This window comes from Exiguobacterium sp. s125 (assembly GCF_018618605.1).
In the GTDB taxonomy this organism is placed as follows: Bacteria; Bacillota; Bacilli; order Exiguobacteriales; family Exiguobacteriaceae; genus Exiguobacterium_A; species Exiguobacterium_A oxidotolerans.
Genome location: NZ_JACSMI010000008.1, coordinates 58,719 through 78,689 on the forward strand (window position 1 = coordinate 58,719; position 19,971 = coordinate 78,689).

Annotated in this window: 25 protein-coding genes; 18 read left to right on the forward strand and 7 right to left on the reverse strand. The window is 46.1% G+C overall.

Annotation, left to right across the window (positions count from 1 at the left end; translation table 11 throughout):
* Positions 1-12: 12 nt before the first annotated feature.
* From KNQ05_RS14470 to KNQ05_RS14495, 6 genes are all read right to left on the reverse strand, one after another.
* The gene (locus KNQ05_RS14470) at positions 13-243 is read right to left on the reverse strand and encodes a response regulator transcription factor (protein ID WP_251132530.1); all 231 of its coding nucleotides are present in this window, start codon (positions 241-243) and stop codon (positions 13-15) included.
* Between the two features lie 212 nt (positions 244-455).
* Positions 456-659, reverse strand: a complete 204-nt coding sequence (locus KNQ05_RS14475) for a mersacidin family lantibiotic (protein WP_214725496.1) — start codon at positions 657-659, stop codon at positions 456-458.
* Between the two features lie 155 nt (positions 660-814).
* Positions 815-1,222, reverse strand: a complete 408-nt coding sequence (locus tag KNQ05_RS14480) for a LytR/AlgR family response regulator transcription factor (RefSeq protein ID WP_214805906.1) — start codon at positions 1,220-1,222, stop codon at positions 815-817.
* Positions 1,223-1,365: 143 nt separating this feature from the next.
* Positions 1,366-2,076, reverse strand: a complete 711-nt coding sequence (locus KNQ05_RS14485; protein WP_214725500.1) for an ABC transporter permease — start codon at positions 2,074-2,076, stop codon at positions 1,366-1,368.
* The gene (locus KNQ05_RS14490) at positions 2,073-2,921 is read right to left on the reverse strand and encodes an ABC transporter ATP-binding protein (RefSeq protein ID WP_214805908.1); all 849 of its coding nucleotides are present in this window, start codon (positions 2,919-2,921) and stop codon (positions 2,073-2,075) included. Before KNQ05_RS14490 ends, KNQ05_RS14485 begins: the two co-directional genes overlap by 4 nt.
* Positions 2,922-3,043: 122 nt before the next feature.
* Positions 3,044-4,093: a LytTR family transcriptional regulator DNA-binding domain-containing protein gene (locus KNQ05_RS14495; protein WP_214805911.1), complete on the reverse strand. Its 1,050-nt coding sequence runs from the start codon at positions 4,091-4,093 to the stop codon at positions 3,044-3,046.
* 307 nt (positions 4,094-4,400) lie between these two features.
* Between KNQ05_RS14495 and KNQ05_RS14500 the strand changes: the two genes are divergently transcribed.
* From KNQ05_RS14500 to KNQ05_RS14565, 14 genes are all read left to right on the forward strand, one after another.
* Positions 4,401-4,889, forward strand: coding sequence for a helix-turn-helix domain-containing protein (locus KNQ05_RS14500; RefSeq protein ID WP_214805913.1), 489 nt, complete (start codon positions 4,401-4,403; stop codon positions 4,887-4,889).
* A gap of 354 nt (positions 4,890-5,243) precedes the next feature.
* Complete coding sequence (locus KNQ05_RS14505) at positions 5,244-5,432, forward strand: hypothetical protein (RefSeq protein WP_214805916.1); 189 nt, start codon at positions 5,244-5,246, stop codon at positions 5,430-5,432.
* A gap of 14 nt (positions 5,433-5,446) precedes the next feature.
* On the forward strand, positions 5,447-5,671 hold the full coding sequence (locus KNQ05_RS14510; RefSeq protein WP_214805920.1) for a hypothetical protein: 225 nt from the start codon (positions 5,447-5,449) through the stop codon (positions 5,669-5,671).
* 92 nt (positions 5,672-5,763) lie between these two features.
* Positions 5,764-6,855: a hypothetical protein gene (locus tag KNQ05_RS14515; RefSeq protein WP_214805923.1), complete on the forward strand. Its 1,092-nt coding sequence runs from the start codon at positions 5,764-5,766 to the stop codon at positions 6,853-6,855.
* Between the two features lie 22 nt (positions 6,856-6,877).
* On the forward strand, positions 6,878-9,250 hold the full coding sequence (locus tag KNQ05_RS14520; protein WP_214805926.1) for a VirD4-like conjugal transfer protein, CD1115 family: 2,373 nt from the start codon (positions 6,878-6,880) through the stop codon (positions 9,248-9,250).
* 12 nt (positions 9,251-9,262) lie between these two features.
* The gene (locus KNQ05_RS14525; RefSeq protein ID WP_029343409.1) at positions 9,263-9,514 is read left to right on the forward strand and encodes a hypothetical protein; all 252 of its coding nucleotides are present in this window, start codon (positions 9,263-9,265) and stop codon (positions 9,512-9,514) included.
* 19 nt (positions 9,515-9,533) lie between these two features.
* Complete coding sequence (locus KNQ05_RS14530) at positions 9,534-9,962, forward strand: hypothetical protein (RefSeq protein WP_214805929.1); 429 nt, start codon at positions 9,534-9,536, stop codon at positions 9,960-9,962.
* Between the two features lie 24 nt (positions 9,963-9,986).
* Positions 9,987-11,894 carry a pLS20_p028 family conjugation system transmembrane protein gene (locus tag KNQ05_RS14535; RefSeq protein WP_353048696.1) on the forward strand — a complete coding sequence of 636 codons (1,908 nt, stop codon included), beginning with the start codon at positions 9,987-9,989 and terminating at the stop codon, positions 11,892-11,894.
* 4 nt (positions 11,895-11,898) lie between these two features.
* Entirely contained in the window at positions 11,899-12,210 is a 312-nt protein-coding gene (locus KNQ05_RS14540) for a DUF5592 family protein (RefSeq protein WP_029343412.1), read from the forward strand.
* A gap of 4 nt (positions 12,211-12,214) precedes the next feature.
* On the forward strand, positions 12,215-12,850 hold the full coding sequence (locus KNQ05_RS14545) for a hypothetical protein (RefSeq protein ID WP_214805934.1): 636 nt from the start codon (positions 12,215-12,217) through the stop codon (positions 12,848-12,850).
* Positions 12,851-12,857: 7 nt separating this feature from the next.
* Positions 12,858-14,801, forward strand: coding sequence for a VirB4 family type IV secretion system protein (locus KNQ05_RS14550; protein ID WP_050678819.1), 1,944 nt, complete (start codon positions 12,858-12,860; stop codon positions 14,799-14,801).
* Entirely contained in the window at positions 14,801-15,907 is a 1,107-nt protein-coding gene (locus KNQ05_RS14555) for a lysozyme family protein (RefSeq protein WP_051656372.1), read from the forward strand. The genes KNQ05_RS14550 and KNQ05_RS14555 overlap by 1 nt, the downstream gene beginning before the upstream one ends.
* Positions 15,908-15,920: 13 nt before the next feature.
* Positions 15,921-16,478 (forward strand): hypothetical protein, encoded by a 558-nt coding sequence (locus KNQ05_RS14560; protein ID WP_133208775.1) that lies wholly within the window; start codon positions 15,921-15,923, stop codon positions 16,476-16,478.
* Entirely contained in the window at positions 16,479-17,318 is an 840-nt protein-coding gene (locus KNQ05_RS14565) for a hypothetical protein (protein WP_214805937.1), read from the forward strand.
* 221 nt (positions 17,319-17,539) lie between these two features.
* Here KNQ05_RS14565 and KNQ05_RS14570 read toward each other — a convergent pair whose 3' ends face one another.
* On the reverse strand, positions 17,540-17,686 hold the full coding sequence (locus KNQ05_RS14570) for a hypothetical protein (protein ID WP_214805940.1): 147 nt from the start codon (positions 17,684-17,686) through the stop codon (positions 17,540-17,542).
* Positions 17,687-17,822: 136 nt separating this feature from the next.
* Here KNQ05_RS14570 and KNQ05_RS14575 point away from each other — a divergent pair, with 136 nt between their 5' ends.
* From KNQ05_RS14575 to KNQ05_RS14590, 4 genes are read left to right on the forward strand one after another with little or no spacing between them, the layout of a single operon-like run.
* Positions 17,823-18,074 carry a hypothetical protein gene (locus KNQ05_RS14575; protein ID WP_053451914.1) on the forward strand — a complete coding sequence of 84 codons (252 nt, stop codon included), beginning with the start codon at positions 17,823-17,825 and terminating at the stop codon, positions 18,072-18,074.
* Positions 18,067-19,227, forward strand: coding sequence for a MobP2 family relaxase (gene mobP2, locus KNQ05_RS14580; RefSeq protein ID WP_214805943.1), 1,161 nt, complete (start codon positions 18,067-18,069; stop codon positions 19,225-19,227). The genes KNQ05_RS14575 and mobP2 overlap by 8 nt, the downstream gene beginning before the upstream one ends.
* Positions 19,228-19,238: 11 nt before the next feature.
* Positions 19,239-19,694 carry a hypothetical protein gene (locus tag KNQ05_RS14585; protein ID WP_214805946.1) on the forward strand — a complete coding sequence of 152 codons (456 nt, stop codon included), beginning with the start codon at positions 19,239-19,241 and terminating at the stop codon, positions 19,692-19,694.
* Positions 19,691-19,969, forward strand: coding sequence for a hypothetical protein (locus KNQ05_RS14590; protein WP_214805949.1), 279 nt, complete (start codon positions 19,691-19,693; stop codon positions 19,967-19,969). The genes KNQ05_RS14585 and KNQ05_RS14590 overlap by 4 nt, the downstream gene beginning before the upstream one ends.
* The last annotated feature ends 2 nt before the right edge of the window (positions 19,970-19,971 follow it).

Sequence of the window (19,971 nt, forward strand, 5' to 3'; positions counted from 1 at the left end):
CTCCTTTTTACTTTAAGACTTAATTCTAGCAAGGGGACTTTGAATGAGTTTATATTCGAAAGCAATAATACCTAGCTCAACACGTGATTGAATACCCCATTTTTGTTTAATGTTAAAGACAATCTCTCCCACTCGACGCTGGCTGATGAATAAGGTTTTGGCAATTTCAACATCTTTGTATCCCTTTGCTATTAAACCTGCTACTTCTGTTTCTTTGCCGCTAAGCTTTGTCTGGATATTCATTATTAACCCTCCTAAAATTCGCTTAGAAAAATAAGTGATTAATAGTAATTTTATTGTAATTTTGTCTAAATAACTTAATTCGCTCTTAAGAGGCTTATTTAAGTGAGTGACAGGGGGCTATCCTTGCTTTTCAGGGAGAATTCGATTTTTTAGAAAATAAAAAGGCACCAGATCATATTTGATCGGCGCCTGTTTATTAAGTATTAAAGAAATTATTTACATTTAGATAGTGAAATAGTTACTCCTACAATGACACCTACACAGAATGGAGTTGTTTCAGGTTGAACGTCTCCACCACCGTTGATACGAGACATTTCTTCGAAGTTCAGTTCATTTACCGCTTCACCAGCAGGGTTAGCGATAACAGATGTTTCATCAAGATTCTTCCACGATTGAATGATTTGCTCGTTTGTCATTTGTATGACCTCCTAATAGTAGTTTGCTCATCAACAAGTGTTTTAAGTAGTTGCTGTTGAACATGCTTTTACTATAAGCTGTCAGGAAAGACATGGTAACTTCATAAAGCTGCATATCTGTATCTTTTAAAATTTAGTTACACTTTCTAGGGGACTTATAAATTGATATGACACCCCGTCACAAGAATGTTTCGCAACTCTTTGTACTTATGTTTACTTAACTTAATATGCGTTTTACTTTTTATAAGATGAATATTATAGGAATCCATGAAATGATCGGATGAGATTTCTCGGATATCTCCTAATGGAACGATAAACGATTTGTGTGGACGATAAAATTCATATTTACTTAATTTCAACTCGATAGCTTTTAGGTTTTCAGAAGTATCAATGTAGTCGTCATTCTTTAAGTAAATTCGTACATGTCTTTCGATTTTTTCTATATACAGGATTTCAGAGACGTTTAGTAAAAGAAAACTATGTTTTGTATTTATTCCGATACGGGCATCCTCGTAAAACGCTGAGGTAGAATTTAGATTACTTGATAAAATACTACTCGTCATATGAATTCCTCCTCTATCGACAGTTTATAATCCGTTCTGAATGACATACATGATAAGTAAGCCAAAAAGCGTCCCCACAATTGCTAATAGTACTTTTTTCATCATTATTCCTCCCACCGATACCTGTAATCCTGCAATGACTCTTAATCTTTTAATGTTCTCTTTTGGTAGATCATGAAGACTAAAGCACTGGATAATATACCAGCCATCAAAATAACGATCAGATTAATGGATAGCGAAGAGAAAGAGGCACCATTCTCAACCTTTTCAGCTAGCTCTAACAGTTGTAAGTTCGGCAAATAATCGACAATAGAAAGTAACGGATATTTATCAGAAACCTGCTGGAGCAACGTTCCGAATCCGAATAAAAACATGACAGGTAATACAGCGACAGAAGCTTCCATCACAGAGGAAGTCATCAATCCTAGAAGCGTCCCTAAGGCAAGATAGAACAAGCAAGAGACGAGAAGTCCAATTATTATGATGAAAGGATGTGACGGAGCATAACCCGTAATGACGGCACTGATGACTATGGTGAAGAGTGTGATCAGAGCAGTCAATATACTTTTGCCACCTAGAATCTCTAGAGTGGAGGCAGGTGACAACATCAAACTACGCAACGTGTTCTTCTCTTTCTCTTCTGCGATCAATGTACATTGAACGAATGCTGCTACTGAAGAGAATGTCAAATTGATGACGGTGTAGTGAATTTCTAACGTCACTTCGCCAATATTCTTATAGACAATTGCCATCAAGATAGGAACCAAAAGTGTCGTACCGACAAATACGTTTCTTGACACGTCTTTTACATCCTTCTGAAAAATGGCCATTGTACGATTGATTGAAAAGATCATCTGAGTTCACTCCCTGTTACTTTTACGAACACATCCTCTAAAGTCGGTTCGTTAGAATGGATAGATACAACCTGATTAGTACGTAACATTTCATAGATATGACGAGCATCTTTCTCATTCGATTCGAAAACGTGTTCTAGGCCGTCTAATGATTCGAGTGTCAACGTCTGATCAGCAAAACGCTGTTTAATCGATTTTGGTGATCCTAACAATTGGATATGACCACGATTTAGGAAGGCGACACGATCGCAAAGGGTGTCCGCTTCTACCATATCGTGAGTCGTTAAGAAAATCGTCGCACCGTCTCGATTCATATCTTTAAGGGCAGAATAGATGGCTTGAGTGTTGACAGGGTCTAATGCAGAAGTAGGTTCATCTAAAAATAAGATTTCGGGTTGATGTAAAAAAGTTCGAGCGAGCAGTACCCGTTGTTTCATCCCTTTCGACAGTAAGGCAACTTTCTTATTCTGCTCATCACCTAAATTGACTAACTCCAGCGCACGATGAATACGGTTTTCAGAGACAGAAAAAATTTTGCAAAATAACTTTAAATTGTCTTTTACCGTCAAGCGATCGTAGAGACCACTATTGTCTGTCATGATACCTACTTTCTGAAAGGTATTCTTTTGTTTAAGTTTTTCAGAGGGAATTCCAAGTAGACTGGTTGAACCCGTGGATGGTTTCATTTGACCAGTTAATATTTTGATCATGGTAGTTTTACCAGAGCCACTGGGACCAAGTAGCCCAAAGATCTCTTTTTGATTGATATAGAAATTTAAATCGTCAAGAGCCGTCTTATCTGAAAAGTGTTTCGTCAATGATTCAATTTCGATTACCTTTTCCATAATGCAGTTCTCCTCTCGTTTTCTAACCTTAGAATAGTAGAGAGCGCTATACACCGCACTATTTTAACGATGAAAGGAGTTAATAAGCTTATGAAAAGAGTAATTAGCTTGCTAGAAGATCGTCATTTAATGCCGAGCATTTCTTTAAGAACGTGTATTTTATTCTTAGATAAGGGCACTTCGGTTCGATCGTCGAGAACTAGACTAAAACTGTTCCGTGTCCACGTGACGATCTCGCGTACTTTCTTCAGATTAACGAGATAGGAACGGTGACATCGGAAAAAATGCCGGTCCTGAAGAGTCGTTTCATACTCATTCATTGTATATAGACCCGGTAACATCGTATCTGCCACATGGATTTGAACATTTCCCGATGCGCTTTCGAAAAATTTGACCTCATCTATATCCAGTAAAATAAGATTACGCTCAAGTTTAGCAACGACCTTGTTCAGTTCGAGAGGCGAAAAGGGAGCGGATTTTTCAAATCCATTAATCTCTTCATCATTATCTGAGATTACGTTCTCTTCTTCCTCAATTTCTGTATTGATGCGTGTAAGTCCACTACTACTTAATACATAAGATTCTTCGGATAAAGTAATTGCACTCTCCGTACTTCCTGTCAGTATTAGGAGACACTTTTCTTCCTGTAGCAACAATTCGATAACTTTGAATAGAATGTTCTTGGTATGTTGATCAATGTTTTGATCCGGTTCATCGAAAACGACCACCGGTGTATCTTGTAAAATAAGAATTGCGAGTTGCAGACGTTTCTTTTGAGAATGATCAAGTTTGTTTGTTCTTTTCTTTGCTATCTCTTTTAATTGTGTGACTTCGAGTGTGTCTGAAATCGACTTTGAGCTGTTATACAATTTTTTATAAAAAGAAAGATGATCCAAGATGGTTAATCTATCATATGTATATGGCTGCTCATAATAGAAACTGATTGCCGAACGATAATGTACAGTATTTCCTGGGTGATGATTGTTTACATGAACATGCTTATTTGCACTTCGTATACGACCTTCAAGTATCTTTATGAGTAGCTGACGATGTGTAGCATTAGAACTAATCGCCAATGACTTTCCTGGAGAAACAGAAAACGTGAGTTTTTCGAGTACTGTCATTTTATCTTTCTGATCTATGTAATTAAGTTCGTTAATAAATAAAGTCACCCTATTTCCCCCTCTGGGATGAATTACCCCTTGAAAATATACATCCACCTTATCATAATTTTTACAAAATGTAGGTTATCGAAAAATGAAAGTAAAATAAAATTTTACAGTTTTAATACAAGTAAGGATTCCATGGTAAAAAAAATCTCTAAAAAGCCTATAAACAAATAGTTCGACATAAATCGACATTCGTAACGTTTTTGACATATCGTTATAATGGTTGAATTGACAGAATAATCTGTTATATTCTAACTATCACCAGGAAAACATTGTCATACTGTGGTTCTCGAAGGAAAGGAGCATGTACATGTACCGATTCGGAGAGTGGTTACGACGAGAGCGTTTAGAACATGGTTGGAGTCAGGTAGAGTTGGCTGAAAGGACATATGGAGAAATCTCGCAGGCAGCAATCAGCGCCTATGAGCGGAATCGTTCACTTCCTTCTATCCTAGATGTCCAAATCCTTGCGACAGCCTGTGAACAGACATTAGGATCTATTCCTTGGGACGAATTCGACTTAAGAACAGAGAAGAAACAGAATTGGTCGAACCTCAAGCAAGAACGTTTCGATCTAGCAGAGCTTCCACTTGCAGACTCCGTGCGAACGTTTGACGGTAAAACCTATCAGCTGCACGGACGAATTGCGATCGAACAAGAGAGTAAAGAAACGCGAGAAATTTCGCAGCTCTATTACCGGATCCGGACAGTCGTCGGAGGAAATCAAGTAATCGCCAAAAGAAAGAACCCTAATGACGAATTGACTCATGTCTCACGTCGTAGACTCGTTCATCAGTGATAAACGCTTATTGAATACGAGTCTACTTATGGATTAATACGAATCAATGTTAGGAAAATTGATGATTGTAGCAGCATGTCGCTAAGGGCAGTCCTTCCAATCACATACCGGCGTGTCCCTCATGTGTGGCCGGATGAGCGGGATATACGCAGAAATGGTTCGGCGAGAGTCGCCTAAAACTCGCCCACAGGTCACGTATTCGTTGAGGGTCATCGAAAAACCCTAGACAGATGTTCCGGTATCCGGATATCAGAGTTCGTGGGGGAACGTGCTCTAAACCCACCGCCTTGCTCCACTTCGACTGCCCTTAAGGATGTGCTGCTGCACATCGACCTCAAGGAAGGAGTGTACGCCATGCCGACACGTGAACAGAAGCAGAACAAGAACTTTGCCGAGAAGTTGCTCCGAATCCAAGGGAAAGACTATGAGGAGTGGCTCGACTCCCAGCATCAACTCGTCATCCAAGAGAACCAGGAACTGATCTTAGAAGCACTCGACTCAAAACTGAACTTCACATCGCCTGCATCCGCGTCACGGGATTGAGAGGAGGAAAACAGATGGGTTTGAATGAAACAGGACTTAGCTTATTAAATTTTTTTCAAGGTTTTGCCGTCATCGCGGCAGCCATCTCCTTCGTAGTTGCTGGTTTTTACTTCATCTTCGGCGGAGACCGCGGACGATCGAAGGCGGTCGGTTGGCTCGTCGGCGGTGCGGTTGGCCTAATCATTATCATGGGCGCCGTTACGCTGGCTGAGATGGTCAACGATAATATCAAATTCTAATTGAACAAGTGATCGTACAGACTGTCATTCTGAACTGGATGGCTTTTTTTATTGTCTGTGTAATGATGTCTCGCTTCAAAGGAGGAGAACGTATGCTCTTTGTTCGTTTTACGGATGTACCGAAAGACACCATTCCGAACTATGAGCGTCTCCCGTATGAGGAGGCGCTTTTATTATCGACTCAAGTTCATCAAGAAGCTCAGCAAGCGAACGAACGGTTTGCGAGCGAGTTCCGGATCTTTAACGATGCGGACCAGCTTTTCTACAAAGGAACGTTCCAGTTTGGTGATCCGACCTATCCAAATCTTTATCTGCAACTGAAGGACCGGATCCCACGCATCCGGATTCGGAAGGAAGATGCGACGAAGAAAATTCTGTTGCTCGAAAACTTGGAACGTCTGACACCAGAATCCTATAAGACGATGACAATGTCATCGATTCAGCAACAGCCGGATACGACACACGTCTCCCGCTTACGTCGCGGACAACGGCGTATCATTTACGGTGTCAGTGGAATAAGTTTCTTGCTACTCGGTGCGCTATCCGTTGTCCAACTCTTGCAGCCGGCTCCACCGAGCGGTGTCCAAGCAGCAACGTCAGAGTGGCAACCGCTATATGAAGCAGCGTTGACGGGAGAGCCGGATCCACTTGTCGAACGACTAGAAAAACGAAAGTCGTTAAACGACGAACAACAGCAATTCCTGATCACACAGTACGTCGAAAAACAGGACTATGATCAAGCCGTCGCCGTAACGAATGATCCAATCGATGTCGAGACGATCATCATGCAGTCAAAGTCGTTCGTAAAAAATCGTCAGGAGACGTTACAAGCCTTTCAAGCGATTCATCCGACGGACGAAGGTATGTTTGACCTTGCTATCTTGCAGAAAGACTATAAACGCGCCGTCTCGCTTCAGGCTGTCGAGATGACGACAGCACGTCTAGAAGCGAAGACACGCGCCTACATCGCATTGAAAGATGTGACGAAAGCAAAAGAGAGCGTCAAGACGGTTCCCAACGAAGAATTGAAGGGGCAAGTAGCAAGACTCGTCCAGCTGAATGACGAGATTCAAGCACTCGAGGATCAAAAGCGACAGTTATCAGAGAAGAAAGATAAAAAAGAGTTACAGAAGCTAAACGAGTCGCTCGAAGCGAAGCAAAGACAAATCAGTACAATTATTTAATGAAAGTATGGTGATTGAAATAATGAAAAAATCACGATCATTCCGATATATTCTTTCATCTACCTGGTTTTGGCGCTGTCTTGTCTTCTTGATTGCTTTACCAATTTTCTTTTTTTTAGTACTCAATGTCGTGTTTCAGTTCCTGCAGCAGACAATCCAAAATCTCTTCCAGGACGGGAAGTTGACGACCGGCTCTCCGCTTCAGTACGAATCGAGTTGGTGGACGACACTCGCTTGGTCGACCTCCATCGCTTTCGCTTTGTTCGGTGTCTGCTTCCTCTTAGGAGGATTTCTCTTATTAAAGTATTGGCTCAACTTCCGTGATCTCAAGGCTGCACAGAAGGGAAGTGCCCGCTTCACGACGTTTCAAGAGCTGAAACAGCAGTATCGGGACGTACCGGATCGTAAGGAGACCTACAGCGGATCCGGAGGTGTTCCGGTCGGGCGCTATCGTGATCGCCTCTACATCGATGACAGTGCTGTCAACAATCTTGTCATCGGGACGACTCGTTCCGGGAAAGGCGAGACGTTCGTCTTCTCGACGATCGATCTCTATAGTCGTGCCGAACGCCAAGCAAGCCTGCTCATCAATGATCCGAAGGGTGAATTGTTCGCCGCCTCCAAAGAAACACTCGAAGCACGTGGGTATCAGGTCAAGGTCCTGAACCTGATGAATCCATCGCAATCAATGTCCTACAACCTGTTACAGCTGACGATCGACGCTTATTTGGACGAGAACTACTCTCTCGCCCAACAGTATGCCCGTTCGGTCGCCTATATGCTTTACCATGACCCGAAGGCAAAGGATCCGTTCTGGAGCAACTCATCGACGGACCTTTGCACCGCTTTGATTCTCGGATTATGCGAACAAGCAAAACATGAACCGGAGAAGATCACGATGTATAACGTCGCTTTGATGTTATCCGATCTCGGCTCACGCACAGTCATCGATGGAATGGGACAGGAACAATCGGCACTCGACGCCTTCTTCGCAGCCTTTCCGGAGAATCATCCGGCACGTATGCAGTACGCGACGCTTCACTTCTCCGGTGGTCAGACGCGCGCGAGCATCCTCGCCAATACGAATGCCAAGCTCGGGATTTTTACGCTTGATGCGACGGCACGCTTAACGGCACAAAACTCCCTTGATATGAAACTGATCGGTTTCAATCGCTGGATCCGAGGACGTGCCCTTCCCTTGTCACGGTTGACGTTCTACTTTCCAAGTGGGAAACAACTCGCCTTGACGACGGACGACGATGGGAGTTTTGTACTCCATCACGAAGAAAACCTCGAAGTGGATACCAATACCACCGTAGAAAGTGAGGGACAGCAGTATACCGTGTCACTCTCAGGTTGGAGAGACGAGACGGTCGGTCTCTTCGACTGGACGACGGATGCACCGATCGACATCCGGGAGATTCGTCAGCATCCGCGCCCGGTCGCCGTCTTCCTGATCGTCCCGGACTATGATCCAACACTGAATGTCATCGCCTCACTGTACGTCAAACAAGTCTATACCTCGCTCGCTCGCGTCGCCTCACAAGCGGCGAGCGGACGTTGTGAACGCCAGGTCATCTTCCTACTCGACGAATTTGGGAACATGCCGGCAATTGAAGGGATGGCGAACATCATCACCGTCTGTCTCGGCCGGAACATCCGCTTCAACCTCGTCATCCAGTCCTACGCACAACTCGAGAACCTCTACGGGGAGGATTGGAAGACGATCGACGGGAACTGCGGGAACACGCACTACCTACTAACAGCAGATGAGTCGACGGCAGAATTGATTTCGAAGAAGCTCGGGGAGCAAACAATCGTCACGAAATCACGTTCCGGACAGACGTTCTCTCTCTCGAAGTCGAAGACGGAGAGTGTCGATGGTCGGCGCTTGCTGACAGCAACGGAAGTGATGGGACTGAAGGAAGGCGAGATGTTGATCATCCGCGTCATCAAGCGACAAGACAAACAACAGAAACGAATACAGTCCTATCCCCTCTTCCTGACCGGACGAACGGCGATGAAATACCGCTATGAATACTTGGCAGATGACTTTAACACAGATCGTTCCATCAATGATCTCGTCATTCCCTGCGCGCATGCCCATCTAGATCTGAATACACTTCGTGTCTCCTTTCATCTCGGTGCCTCAGTTGCATCGAAAACGGTTGAGACGGAGGAGGAGACACCTGACGCAACAGAATGGCGCGTCTGCGATGTCCTGCAGCCGAAAATCCTGCGCTCGATCTTCGAGACGACAGAATACGATACGTTACCGATTGATCTGTTCGAACAAGGCATCCTAGATAAGACAATTCCTGTGACCGACAACCAGCGCCATTTCTTGAAGACAATCATCAGCAAACGACTCGAGAAACTTCGTCATGGCGTCTAAGGAGGGCATCAAATGACAGAACTGACACGCACGGAACGCGTCCAACGTGAACTTCGCGTCATCGCAACCATCATCAAGGAGAATAAAAAGCGTCTCCGCCGCGGTGAAGTCTTGAATATCCAGACCCGGGACGGATTCCTCGTCGTATTTGAGGAAGAAGACCCAGACTCAGGCGACCGAAAAACTGTTACGCTTATAGACACATTCGATTTTCGGGTTCACGTCAGTAATGGCGATTTAACGGATCCGGAACAGGTGTTATAAACGGAAAAGGGGTGGAGGCATGCAAGCGAAACGAGTACTCTCCGGACTATTGATTTCCTCTGCGTTACTTTTAGTCGGTTGTAGTGAAACTGAAGACTCTAGTCAGGCGAATCAAGTACAGTTATCCAAGGTAGAAAATCTAATGGATGGAAAACAGGAAGGATTTCTACTAATTTTAAAAGAGGAAGACGGAGATATTGGCTCATATCAAAATAAACTCGATTCCATAGCGAAAAAAAACGAAGTACCTATCAACATCTATAATACTTTTCAACCTGATGCTAAAAAAATAGTGGATAGAGCAAACTTTGAATACACATCTACGCTACAAGGTGAACGTTTATATTACGTGTCGAAAGGAAAAATCAAAGATAAATTAAATATTAATCGCCTTACTGATGAGACTTTTACTAATACAGTCAATGAGTTTGTAACTAATAATAAATAGAATGAAACGGAGGTCTGGATAGATATGTCTGATGCTCAGGTTATCCAGAAACTTACCGAATTCGAACGTCTTTTCAATTTAAGTAATCTAGTTAACGACGCTTTACGAACTGTAGGGTGGATTTTTGTCAGAGGGCTTTCTTTATTGATTGATTCTCTCGAAAGTCTTACAGATGATATTTTGATGATCAAAACATTCTTTAATAATCCTCAAGTGGTTGAATTCGTTCAGACGATTCAACCTTTTTTGTATGTACTATTAGCCGGCAACTTTATTTTTACAGGCTATCTCATCATTTTTCAAAAGAAATTCGATCGAGAAGGGCTTCTTATCAATATTTTCATTTCATTGATGATTTTAGGACTTCTCTCACCTACGATGAAACAACTAAATGAATTCACAGATCAGGCAGTCAATCAAGTCAAGAGTAGTAGTATATATGGTTCTGAAAAGGAAACTATATCTGAAACAATACTCAAAGAAAATTTAAATGATTTAGTAGCATATGATAAAAATGGTTTTGAAAACTATACAGAAACCGTCGTAAAAAATAATGTTCCGACCAAATTAATCAAAGGATTACAGATAAATGAGGTGTTCGATAGCAATAAACTAGACATCTCCACTACTGGATCAAAACTTTCAAAATCATTTATTCTTTGGGACGGTAGTGAGGAAGTACTAGGCGAACTCGATCAAAGCGGACTTGATTGGAATAACCAGTACTACTATCGCTATCATCCGAACTGGCTGACGATTCTTGTCACCCTTGGCGTGATGGGCTTCACCCTCTTCTCGATTGCCTACAAGCTAGCTCGACTTTCGTTCGAGTTGGCTTTTAATTATGTTCTAGCGATTTTAGTCGCCCCCGCTGACCTACACAGCGGACAAAAGACGAAGAAAGTCATTCAAAGCATCCTGAACACGTTCCTCGTCATCATCTTGATTTTCGTCTCGATCAAGCTCTACACGATTGGGACGGCTTATCTGGCTGATACACTCGACGGTCTTGCCTATTTGATCGCGTTGATTGCTTTCTCCGCTGCCTTGATTGATGGACCCAACATGGTCGAACGCCTCTTCGGGATCGATGCGGGTCTGAAACGCGGGTGGGGTGTCGCACTTGGTGCGTATGCTGTAGGGAAAGGAACGGCAAAAGTAGGGGCTCGTGTCGCTGGACAGACGATGAAGAGGACATCACAACCAACTACCCCATCCGCCTCAGAAGCTGCCAGTACAAAGTTACCACCGAACCCACCACATAATGGTGGCACACCGACGGGTCGTCCGGATCGTTCGTCTGACAGTTTGCCAGTTCGTTCGCAAGTACAAGAGCGCACTTCACGATCAACCGGACAAGAGAACCAGCGCATTGAATCCACTGATTTATCGACGCACGACACGAATTCGGAGAGTCCGACTGCAACAACATCAAAAGAGTCCATGCCAAGCCGTTCGAACTCCGTCTCACCACAATCACCTGCGACTACTCCGTCATCATCGCAAATACCTGTTTCACAACCGAAGATGCCCGATGGATCGATGAAGGCACAACCAACTACTTCATCTGATGCGTTCAATACCTCTGAAACAACTGTCGCATCGCAACCTACTTCACCGTCGGAACAACCTATTGGAACACGTGCACCTAATCCATCTTCTATTCACTCAGGATCAACATCTAACACGACACCTAAAGAGACAGCACATACTCTACCCTCTTCAGGCGCGAGCAATTCTTCACCTTCTATCACTGAGTCGCAAGAGATATCATCCGGAACACAGCGGCAACGAAAGTCGATCTATCAGACACTGGAGACGACGACACAAAAAGAACTCAAGCATGTCGAACAAACGCAGACACGTGTGACGTCAGAATCGTCCCGGATGTACTCGACCGATGTCCCGCGTCTAGACCCGAAAAAGGAGTGAGACCATGCAACAGCGCCAGTACCGGATTCCGAACGAAGTCACGACCGAGCTGAAGATCAATAAGATGCTCTATCTCTATGATTTACTGTTTCTCGTCGCTTTGATCATCGTCCGGTTGATTGCCCTGCCGTTCATCCCGGACGCCTTACATCTGCCATTCACATTCTTCCTCGTCGCGTTCGGACTCTTCCTCGTCATCCGCCCAACGACGAATCCAGAGAAACGGATGATTCACGTGCTCTATTACGCGCTGATGAAGAAGAAAGACACGTATATCGCATTGACAGACGGTAAGGACGGATCGAAAGGAGCGTGATGGCATGAGTTTATCGGAAGAGAAACGATCTAAAACAATTCCGACGACAGACATTACTTGGCTCGATGAGATGCAATTGACGACACCTCCAACACGGAAGGAAAAACGCATCCGGATCCCGCCTTCTGTCGCCTCTCTGCTACCAATCATTGATGCCACGGCGCTCGATGGGTTCGAGATGCAGGACGGGACATTCTGCGACATCATTCAGCTGACTTCAAAGGATATCTACGGGTTGTCCGAGACGGAGAAGGACCATGATATCTTCTCCCTCGCCTATCTGTTGCAGGCATATATTCATCCGTTGAAGGTGATTCCGCTCAATACACCGCTTAATTTGGAGAAACAGAAACAGCGCATCGAACGACAGCTTCGGCAAAATCAAAACGCCGCCTATCATCCGTTTTTGCAAAAGAAGAAACAGGAACTGATCTACCTCGAGGAGCATCGCACGAATCGCGATTATCTCCTCTTTTTTTATGCACCGGATGAGGCGATGCTCCGGGAACGAAAGCATCAATTGACGAAACTGCTTCGACGCAGCAATCCGATGGTCGAACTGACACTAGAACAAAAAATCCATGTGTTATTCCAGCTACACAACCCAAATACCAAACCGACTCAGGACGGAAAGGAGTGATGGCGTCATGTGGCGTACGCGTTTTCTACGGAAGCAGGACCCGGAGACAATCAAACAACAAGACGGCTATAATCCGACATTCGTTCAAGCGATCCAGCCGCAAGGCGGACTCCGCTTCGAGCCGAACTATGTCCGGACCGGTGACGGGTATCTCGCCTGTCTCCATGTCTATAAGTATCAATCGACCGTCTACGACTTCTGGCTCGAACCGATCCTCAATCTCCCTGGCGTCCTGACGACGCTCGACATCGGGACGGCAGACAAACGGGAGATGATCCGGACGATCAACAAGTCGATGGCCGAGCAGAATACGCGCTTCGAGAATGCGAAGGATAACGTCGACCGGATTGATGCGCGGGAAACGTATAAGGAATTGAATGAACTCTACGAACAGATCACGCAAGGCGAAACGATGAAGTACCTGCATCTCCGTCTCTACGTTAAAGCGAAGACACTCGACGTACTCGAACACCAAGTTCAGGACGTAATGGAAGAACTCGAAGCACGGAATTTCCGTGCAACCGTCTTCCTGAACGAACAGGAATGGGAATGGCAAAGCCTGTTCCTTAGCTATGAGCAACAGCAAAAGCTACCGAACCGTCGTCGCGGGAAAGAGATTCCGTCGCTCTCAATCGCAGGAGGTTATCCGTTTCATTTCACGTCGCTACAGGATCCGACTGGGACCTATTACGGGACGACCGATACGAACGGAAGCGTCATCTTCGACTTATTCCACAAGGACAAGCAGCGGAAGTTCTACAACGCCTTGATGATCGGTAAGATGGGCTCCGGGAAGTCGACTTTGCTCAAGAAGACGGTCCTCGATCAAGCGATCAAAGGGAATCACGTTCGCATCTTAGACGTGACGGGCGAGTTCTCCGACCTCGTACGACAGCTCGGTGGAAAGGAGATCGCACTTGACGGTTCTGCCGGACGGATCAATCCGCTCCATGTCTATAAGACGGTCACACATGCCGACGGCTCGGCGGATGAGGCACTCTCGTTCATGCAACATCTATCGAAGATTGCGGTCTTCTATCACTACATCAATCCAGCAGCTACACAAGAAGAAGCGAACGAGTTCGAAATCCTGCTCCGGCAACTCTACCTTGAGAAAGGGCTCTGGAATGAGGACGGTGACGCGCCAATCACGACGCACCCTGCAAACACCTATCCGGTCTTCTCTGACTTCTTAGCGCTCGTCCGCTCTGAATTGTATGCGGACGATTCGCGGACGACGATCCGCGAGACGATCAGTACGAACCGTGTCCGCCGTCTTGAGAATATCGAGCTCGCGATTACGAACCTCGTTCACAACTACGGCAACATCTTCGACGGACATTCCTCGATCGAGCGATTTGACGAGGAAGCGATTGTCTCATTCCCGCTACGCAACCTGACCAATCTGAAAGACGAAATCTTTCAGGCACAGGTCTTCAACCTGATGAACATGCTGTGGGACGGGATGATCCTCAACGGTGCCGGACAACTCCGTAGCTACAACCAGGGTGAGCTATTGATTGAGGATGCTTTCAAATATCTGATTGTCATCGATGAGGCACATCACCTAATCAATACGCGTGACATCGCCCAACCGGCGATCCTTTATCTACAACAGTTCATGCGGGAAGCACGGAAATACTTCGGTGGCATCTTCTTCGCCTCCCACTTGATCACGGACTTCGTCCCGACCGGTTCGAAGTCGGAGAACGCAGAGAACGTCAAGACGTTGTTCCAGCTGACGCAGTATAAGTTCATCGGCGAGCAGGATGCCGAGAGCATCCCGACGATCCAGACCGTCTTCGACGGACAGTTGACGGAGAGTGAGACGCGGTTGATCCCGTCGCTCGAGACGGGACGGATCGTCCTCAGTATCTCCGGTGTGAAGACGCTGATCTTCGATGTCGATGTCTCACCTGAGGAGCTGACCTTGTTCGGAGGTGGTGCCTGATGTGGAGTACGGTCCGGCAGTCGGCACGCGTCGCCGTCCGGATGAAATGGCGGCTCCTGACCTTAAAGTATCGTCTGATCGCTCTCGGAATCGCGCTTCTTATTCTCCTACTGATCATCATCGTCGCAGGGATTCTCGATACGTTGACCGGGATCGAGAACGAACAAGCAACGGAGACACCGATCGCTTACTCGGACGCAAGCCTACAAGTCAGTGATGATGTTCTACAATACCGGGAAGCGATTTCGCGTGAATTGAAGAAGGAGCAACTCGAGGGACAGACGAACGTCGTCCTTGCGTTGATGATGCAAGAAAGCGGTGGACGCGGGAACGATCCAATGCAAGCGAGTGAATCGAAGTGCGGACGGATTGGTTGCATCACCTCTCCTGACGAGAGCATTCGTTACGGCGTGAAGCACTTCGCATCTGTCTTCCGGCAAGCGAACAAGGACGTCAAGCTGACGCTCCAGAGTTACAACTTCGGGGGTGGCTTCATCGATTACGTCAAAGAAAATGGCGGACGCTATACGAAACAACTCGCGATTTCTTTTTCACAGATGATGTACCAACGCGTCAAGAAGAGCGGCATCTATCAGTGTCATCGTCCGAGCGCGATCGAGCATCAAGCCTGCTACGGTGACATCGAGTATGTCGATGCTGTCCTCCGTTATCTGACACCGACCGTACTAGCGGAAGGCAAGACAGGACCGATTAAAGGGAAACTTCATGCTCCGCTCGACATCCCACTGCAGATGACATCGGGTTTCGGGTCACGGATCGTTTTCGGAAAGACGGATATCCATACGGGCATCGATTTCAGTTGCCACGATACGGATACCGTCCACGCCGTTCGCTCCGGTACCGTCACCTATAGCGGTTTACGCGGACCGTATGGGCAACTGATTCAGATCAAACAAGGCGACTGGATCACCGCTTACGCCCACCTTTCTGCACGCCAGGTTAAGACGGGGCAAAAGATCGAAGCTGGACAAGCGATCGGGATGTGTGGGTCGACCGGACGTTCGACCGGGAATCATCTGCACATCGAATTTAAGACGAGTGATTGGTCCGGTCACATTGATCCGGCACCACTGTTTTCGCTATAGGGAGGGATGAACTATGGCATTGACGAGTCGTCATCTCCTATGGCTCGTGTTGTTCTGTCTGTTGCTGTCGATCAGTGCCAATGTCTATCAATATCGTTCGATGGCAGCAGATGAATCGCATCGAATCGTCGAGAAAGACGAGAAGAATGTGTTACCAAAAACGACGGTGTCAGATCCGTCCATCTCAACTAATGAACAAGAGCAAGAACAAAATTCAATCATTTCGAAGAGCGCGGAACGCTTTATCACGTTCGCCTTCACATGGGAGGATGGGACCTATCCAACACGCAAACGACAAGCCGATCAGTATATGTCGGAGTCCATCAAACAAACGTTGTTCGCGAGTAGCGGAAGCGATAACAAGTTCACCGCCTCCGTCTCGGACATCGAAGTCTTTCCAAATCGGGACGATCCAGAGCATTGTCTCGTCCGCTTCAAACGGACATTGACGATCGATGCCAATGGTTATGAAGAGACGTCTGAAGAATTAGTTGAACTGACCTTTACGCATCAAGATAAACGTTACGTTGTCGATCAGATGAAGAGCCTTCAAACGTCAGGAGGTGTCTAAATGCATCCAGGAAAACGAAAGACGCTGACCCGTGATTGGTCGCGACTGTATCTCGGAACAGGACTGTTCTTCTTGATTGGTTTTCTGTTTTTCGGCTTCTCTTCCCTTTTCTTTGCCGAGGAACAACCGATCAATGCGACACCCATCGGCGAAGAACAACGGTTAACGAATGGACAGACCGTCACGCTTCTCGATTGGTCCCATGATGTGCAGCGAAAACAAATGCGCATCCGTCTCCAGTTCGATCAACCTCAAGATTACGCGACGAGACTTGTTACGCGTATCGCTTATAAGGAACGCCCGACGGATGAGCAGCGCGTCCGAATCGTCTATCACCAAGACGAGCACTATGTCTTCGAAATCGAAAATGTACCGCGCGACTTTGATCAGCTAGCCCTCCGCTTGTATGTCATTAAACCTGAACAGTCACTCGAGAAGCTGAGTGTGACGAAGCGAGAAGATGCGCTCGTCGAATCACTCTATATGGATCAACGACGTGTACTAAAGACGTCACTTTCTAAACAACAAGCGGACGATTATGCACAACTTTTTCTCGCTGACGAGCACCTGCAAAGTCAAAAACGGATCAAGAACATGAAGCGCGAACAGACGGAACACGCTTCTCTCATCCAACAGATTGAACAAGACATTGAGATGAAACAAGCCACCTTACCCGACCTGACACTCGATGAACAAGTCGAACGTGAGGATGAAATCTTCAATCTGAAGCAAGACAAAGAAGACGCACTGTTACGACAAACGGAATTGAAAAAACAACTCACGCAAGAAGAAAAAAGACAAGATCAGCTGCGCATTAAAGCACGTGAAATGAAATGGTAAGGTGGCAAACACCGTGCCAAAATGCGGTTTTTAGTGGCACGCGGTGTGACCTTTTGGCGATTTTGATGATATCAGGGAAACACTAGGCTCCGCCTAGGCTAGCACGCTGAGTGATAGCAGTTTCCCCTTATGCTCTTTTTCACGTTGTTGAACCATTTTTGGTTTTTCTCCTCTAAAATAATCGACGTACATTTAGTCATTCTATCGACCTTCATCAACGCTTAAATCGATTCTGTTACGTCACTTTTTTCGACTCTTTTCATCTCATGATGTTGCATCTTCGACCAGATATACTTCAGAAGTTCGACGATCAAGGAGACGCTTACGGCTTCTCCAAGAGCGTAACTCTGTTCGATGATCGATTGCATATGTTCCCTCCGTTCTTAATCTGAGTGGTAGCACCTTTCTCACTTCTAATGACAGGAGGAGCGAGTGAATTGTTCGGAAAACTTTTCATTTTTTAAATCATTAAGACTGACTTTCCTGATGGAAGGAGGAAGACGAATGGATCTCTTGATTCGTGACATCGACCCCCGATTCGTCAAACAACTCGACGAACAGGCGGAGAAACAAATGTGTTCCCGACAAGAATTATTGAAAGGATTATTGACCACCTGGTGTGCAGACGGCGTCCAGTCGACACAGGTCGCACGCCTCGAACGACAGCTCGAAGCGAATACCTTGCATCTGAAGCGGAGTGCAACCGAACTCGAACTCTTGACTACACTCTTCCGTGAGGTGATGCAGGATGAGTAACATTCCGGGCGTCATCATCAAGTCGAAGTTCAAGTTACCGCAAGCAACACGACGTGCGCGTCGTTATACGACCTACCTCAGCTACATCGATCGTCCGGAGACGAAAACGCGATCGCATCAATTCGAAAACTATCACGACTATATGGAAGATGAACTGAAATCAAGCGGTCTGTTCACAGCGACGCAAGACCGATTGAATGCGAGGGAACGAGAGCACTTACGCGATATCTTCCGTCGGGCACAAGAGAACGGCAGCATCCTTTGGCAAGACGTCATCTCGTTCGATGGAGCGTGGTTACAGGAAGTCGGCGTCAAAGAAAATCGTTACATCGATGAACAACGGTTGATGCAGGCGACACGGAACGCGACCGCGCTGATGATTGAAAAGGAACAGATGCTGCATGCGACATGGACCGCTGCGATTCATTACAACACGGATAACATCCACGTCCATGTCGCGACAGTCGAGACGATGCATCCACGCGAACGTGGCAAACGGAAACCGAAAACGATTGAGAAGATGAAGGCACAAGTCGTCCATACGCTTGCCGATCGGACACGGGAACAGGAGAAGTTAAATGCCTTCATCCGTGATGAAGTTCTCGCGCACAAACGAAATCATGCAACACTATCCGTTTCAAATCGCGTGCTACATCCGGAACTTGTACGTCAGTATAAAGCGATTCAGAAACGATTACCGGACGATAAGCGCCAGTGGTATTACAACATGAACGGTATGAAAGAAGTACGTTCTTCACTCAATCAATTGACTGACACGTATCTTGCGACCTACTTCGAGAAGGAGCATACCTCTTTCAAGCAACGACTGGATAACGAGGTCGCATTCTACGAGCGAAGTTACGGATCGGCATCGCAAGCGTCTGCTTATCGGAAGACGAAAGAACAGGATCTCTACACGCGGATGGGAAACGCTATCCTCTCCGAGATGCGTGAGTCGCCTACGTCATCCCAGAAGCTTGAGAAGACGAAGACATCCTCACCTAGACAAAGAATCCAGTCAGCGTTTCGACGTGAACGGATCATGCAAGAGACACTCTATCGGATCGGACGACACATGAATGATGAGTGGGATCATATCAAGAATCAGCGTGCGTTTGAACAACTCGAACAGGAAGTCCAACACGAAAGGTAAGGTGACGGGCAATGGAGGAAACAAAACAAGTCCGGATCAAGATGAGTGCCGTGACCACTGATTTTTTAGAGGAATACCGAGAGAGAGAACGATTGTCTGGGGTCGGTCCAGCCATCGATCACATCATCCGCGACTATCAGGAGATGATCAAAAAGCAATGGGACTTGAACTATGTCAGTCATTCCGTCTCGAGACAAATCGAGCAAGAATTGACGTCGTTCTGGGAAGAACAGATCACGAAAAGTCTTTCTCCGTTACGAAAGAGCGTCCAACAAACAGACCTCCAAACACAGATTTTGATTGAACTTGTCCAAGCCTTGATGCAGACGGAGAGCATCGAGGACATCATTCCGACGACCGAATATCGTCCCTCCTTCCTCGAGACGGCAGAGACGGCTGTTAAACAGCGAATCGACCAGCGAAAGCAACATAAGCATTCAGATAAAGAAAGGATGACTCACAAATGAGACGACTCGAAGCCCTCACACTCGCGACATTTCTCGAATTGCATCCGACCCACGTCACCGTCATGATTCATCAAACGCGCTATGACATTCCCCTTTCACAGGAGGAACACGCGCTACTGCAGCTCTTGCAGGAAGAACCCTTGGTATTACTCCCGGTATCACGTGATCGTCGTCATCTACTACTCGATCGACTCGCTACCGACCCGATTGTTCTACAGGAATTAGAAGATTTCGAAGATGCTGCTGATTCGTCCGTTTCGTCGGAAGGAGCGTGAGT